This is a genomic window from Herbaspirillum lusitanum P6-12 (assembly GCF_000256565.1).
GTDB classification, from domain to species: Bacteria; Pseudomonadota; Gammaproteobacteria; order Burkholderiales; family Burkholderiaceae_D; genus Herbaspirillum; species Herbaspirillum lusitanum.
On the sequence record NZ_AJHH01000507.1, the window covers coordinates 1 to 3,843 of the forward strand.

General features: G+C 63.6%; 5 protein-coding genes. All 5 read right to left on the reverse strand.

Annotation, left to right across the window (positions count from 1 at the left end):
• Positions 1–1,179: thiolase family protein (locus tag HLUSI_RS0117110; RefSeq protein ID WP_016835127.1), on the reverse strand; the 1,179-nt coding region annotated here is incomplete at its 3' end.
• The gene (locus HLUSI_RS0117115) at positions 1,169–1,882 is read right to left on the reverse strand and encodes an ABC transporter ATP-binding protein (RefSeq protein ID WP_016835128.1); all 714 of its coding nucleotides are present in this window, start codon (positions 1,880–1,882) and stop codon (positions 1,169–1,171) included. The genes HLUSI_RS0117110 and HLUSI_RS0117115, both read right to left, overlap by 11 nt.
• A 4-nt stretch (positions 1,883–1,886) precedes the next feature.
• Positions 1,887–2,639, reverse strand: coding sequence for an ABC transporter ATP-binding protein (locus tag HLUSI_RS0117120; RefSeq protein ID WP_016835129.1), 753 nt, complete (start codon positions 2,637–2,639; stop codon positions 1,887–1,889).
• Positions 2,636–3,604, reverse strand: coding sequence for a branched-chain amino acid ABC transporter permease (locus HLUSI_RS0117125; protein ID WP_016835130.1), 969 nt, complete (start codon positions 3,602–3,604; stop codon positions 2,636–2,638). Before HLUSI_RS0117125 ends, HLUSI_RS0117120 begins: the two co-directional genes overlap by 4 nt.
• On the reverse strand, positions 3,601–3,843 hold a 243-nt coding region (locus HLUSI_RS0117130; protein WP_029363653.1), incomplete at its 5' end, for an ABC transporter permease subunit. The genes HLUSI_RS0117125 and HLUSI_RS0117130, both read right to left, overlap by 4 nt.

Consider the following 3,843-nt stretch of genomic DNA (forward strand, 5'->3'; position numbering starts at 1 on the left):
ATTTTCGGCGATGGCGAAGCGCGCCTTGTCGACCTGGCGCGATCCCGCCTCGCCGCGCAGTTGCGTGACCATCTCATAGACCTGCGCCAGGCCGGTGGCGCCGATGGGATGGCCGCGCGACAACAGGCCGCCGGAGACATTGATCGGAATCTTGCCGCCCAGCGTGGTGGCGCCGGACTCGGCCATCGGACCACCTTCGCCGAAGGCGCAGAAGCCCAGCGCTTCGGTTTGCGTGATTTCAGCAAATGCAGTAGCGTCGTGGACCTCGGCCAGCGACATGTCCTGTGGTCCGACGCCGGCGATCTCATACGCCTGGTTGGCGGCGAGATGGCACAGGTGGCGGTCGAAGGCGCCGGCCGGACGTTCAGTGGCGCTGCGCAATACCGTCGCGTGGATGCGGATGGCGCGGTTGGCTTGCAACTTGCGCAGGCCGGCTTCGTTGCACACGATGGCGGCAGCGGCTCCGTCGCTGATCGGCGCACACATCGGGAGCGTCAGCGGCCACGACACGGCGCGCGCGGCCAGCACTTCTTCGATGGTCAGCGGATACTGAAACTGCGCTTGCGGATTGCGCGTCGAGTGCGTGTGATTTTTTGCGGCGACGGCGGCGATCTGGCGTTGGGTGGTGCCGAAAGCCTTCATGTGCAGCCGCGCCAGGCTGGCGTAGATGTCCATGAAGACGCTGCGCTTGCCGGGCTCGACATAGTCGGGCGGCGGCAGGATGTCGGCCGACAATTGCATGAGGTTCTTCATCTGCTCGGCGGCGGTGTGTACGTCCCAGGCGCCATCGAACACGGCGAAGCTCTTTTCCTTGTCGGTGGAAAACAGCTTGTCGACCCCGACCGCCAGGCAGATGTCGCCGGCGCCGGACGAGACGAACATGTGCGCTGCATTGAGCGCCGTGCTGGAACTGGCGCAGGCGTTCTCGACGTTGGTGACCGGGATGCCGGTGATGCCCATGGCGCGCAGAGCGATCTGACCGGACACCATGTACTGGCCCTCGATGGCGCCCTGGCCGGCAGTGGCGAAGTAGGCGCCTTGCAGGACGTCGGATTCGCAACCGGCGTCCTTCAGCGCTGCACTGACGGCCTGGCGCACCAACTCCTTGACGCTGGTGTCGAGTTGTTTGGCGAAGGCGGTGATGCCGACGCCGACGATATAGGTTTTGCTATGCGACATGTTCGACTCCTGTAGTGATGATCGCTTCCACGTGCTCGCGCTGTTGCGCCAGTTCGGCCGAGGTTCCGGACCAGGCCACCGAGCCGTGGTCCAGCACGTACTGGCGCTGCGCCAGCCGCATTGGCACTTTGAGATTCTGTTCCACTAGTACGATGCCGGTGCCTTGCCGGTGCACAAGGGCGAAGATGTCGATGAGGTTGTTGACGATCAGCGGCGCCAGGCCTTCGGTCGGTTCGTCCAGCAGCAAGATCTTGGGATTGCCGAGCAGGGCGCGTGCAATCGCCAGCATCTGCTGTTCGCCGCCGGACAACTGGTCGCCACCGAAGCCGATGCGTTCCTGCAGGCGCGGGAAAATCTCCAGTACGCGCGGAATGCTCCAGTAACCCGGTGCATGGCCGAGGCCGCCCATGCGCAGGTTTTCCATCACCGACAGATTGGGGAAGATGCGGCGGCTGTCCGGCACCAGCGCCACGCCGAGACGGCTGATCTGCTCCACTGGCAGGCGGCTGATGTCGCGGCCGAAGTAGGCGCGCTTGCCATGATGCAGCGGCAGCAAGCCGATCAGGGTTTTCAGCGTGGTTGACTTGCCGGCGCCATTGCGGCCGATGATGGCGATGATCTCGTCCTGCGAGGCGGTGATCGAGACTTCGCTCAGGACGGTGGCCTGGCCGTAGCGGACGTGTGCGTTTTCCAATGCAATCATGGTTTCATTCCTCCCCGAGGTAGACCGAACGCACTAGCGGATCGGTCCGGACTTGTTGCGGTGTGCCGGCGGCGATGACGCGGCCGTTGCTCATGACGACGATCTGTTCCGACAGCGCCATGATGACGTCCATGTTGTGTTCGATCAGCAGCACCGTGCGTCCTTCGGAGGCCTTGCGTATCAGTCGCGTGGCCTGTTCGATTTCATGATGGCCGATACCGGCCAGCGGTTCATCGAGCAGCAGGATGCGTGGCTGCGGCAGGATCGTCAGGCCCAGTTCCAGAGCGCGTTGCAGGCCGTAGGACATGGCTCCGGCAAGGTCATTGCGATGCGCCGTCAGGCCGGTCATTTCCAGCATGTCGTCGACGTCGTCGGCCAGCTTGCGGTCGTAGCGCGGCGCGATCCAGAACGGCATGAAGCGCGAATGCTTGATCTGCGCCGCGATGCGCAGGTTTTCGGCGACGGTCATCTCCGGATAGATCTTGGTGATCTGGAAGCTGCGGCCAATGCCGCGACGGGCGCGCTGGTTGGCGCCGAGCCGCGAGATGTCGGCGCCGTCGCACAGCACCGCGCCCTGGTGTTGCAACTGGCGTCCGGCCAGCACGTTGAGCAGCGTGGTCTTGCCGGCGCCGTTCGGACCGATCAGGCCGTAGACCTTGCCGGTGGCGAAGTCATAATTGACGTCGTCAATGGCCTTGAGCGCGCCGAAGCTGACGGTGACGTTCTGGCAGCGTAGGACGATGTTGTTGTCGGTCATGAGGATTCTCCGCTGCGGCCAGGACGGGTACGTACAAGGCGAGCCTGGATTTCACCGAGAACGCCGCGCGGGAAATACAGCGTGGCAAGGATAAAGACCACGCCGAGGATGCCGTACCAGTATTGCGTCCAGCCGCTCAGCGATTCTTTCAGGATCTCGAAGATGGCCACGCCCGCGACTGGTCCCCACAGCGTACCTGCACCGCCCAACAGGGTCATGATGATGACGTCGCCGGAAGTACCCCAATGCAGCATCTGCGGGTTGACGTACATCATCAGCGACCCCAGCAGCGCGCCCGCCAGGCCGCTGATGGCACCTGAAATGAGGAAGGTGATCTGCTTGATGCGATGGGTGTTGTAGCCGAGATGATCGGTGCGGATTTCGTTCTGCTGGATGGCCATGACGACGCGGCCGAACGGCGAGCTGCGCAGCACGGCAATGGCGATCATGACCAGCGCAAACACCACCGCGGCATACCAGTAGAAATTCACCGGATCGAAGAAATCGATGCCGAAGGTCGCCGGCCGCGCCACGCCGGGCAGGCCGTCGGCGCCGCCAGTCCATTCGCGCAGCTTGCTGTCGGCCAGGATGTACAGCAATTGCGACAGCGACAGCGTGACCAGAGCAAAGAAAATCCCCGACACGCGTAGCGCGAAGAAGCTGTACAGCCAGGCGCAGGCCGCCGCAGCCGCCATCGCCAGCACGACGCCGGCTTCGAACGGCAGACCCAGGCGCTGGGTGGCGAGCGCCACGGCATAACCGCCGATGCCGAGGAAACTGGCGTGACCGAACGACACCATGCCGAGCGAGCCGAACACGAAGTCGAAGCCGACCGCGAAGATGCCCCAGATCATGATCAGGGTAGCGAGGTTGAGATAGAAATCGTCATGGGTGACGAAGGGCAGCGCGATGACCACGGGGATCAGCAGGCAGCCGAGGACAAGGTCGAAACGCGACAGATTCATGCGGACCTCGAAGGACGGGAGAACAGGCCTTGCGGACGTGTCAGCAGGGTGAGGATGAGTAGGGCGAAGGTCATGACGTCGACCCAGCTCGGCATGAAGGTATAGCCGACTGCGCGCACCATGCCGATCAGCACGGCGGCGGCGACCACTCCGCGGATGTTGCCGAGTCCGCCGAGGATCACCACCACGAAGCAGTCGATGATGGTGTTGCCGGCCATGCCCGGTTCGATCGGGAACAA

Bases quoted from the DNA above. Each gene is read 5' to 3' on its own strand.
- HLUSI_RS0117120 (WP_016835129.1), bottom strand. From the start codon at position 2,639: ATGACCGACAACAACATCGTCCTACGCTGCCAGAACGTCACCGTCAGC.
- HLUSI_RS0117115 (WP_016835128.1), bottom strand. From the start codon at position 1,882: ATGATTGCATTGGAAAACGCACACGTCCGCTACGGCCAGGCCACCGTC.
- HLUSI_RS0117125 (WP_016835130.1), bottom strand. From the start codon at position 3,604: ATGAATCTGTCGCGTTTCGACCTTGTCCTCGGCTGCCTGCTGATCCCC.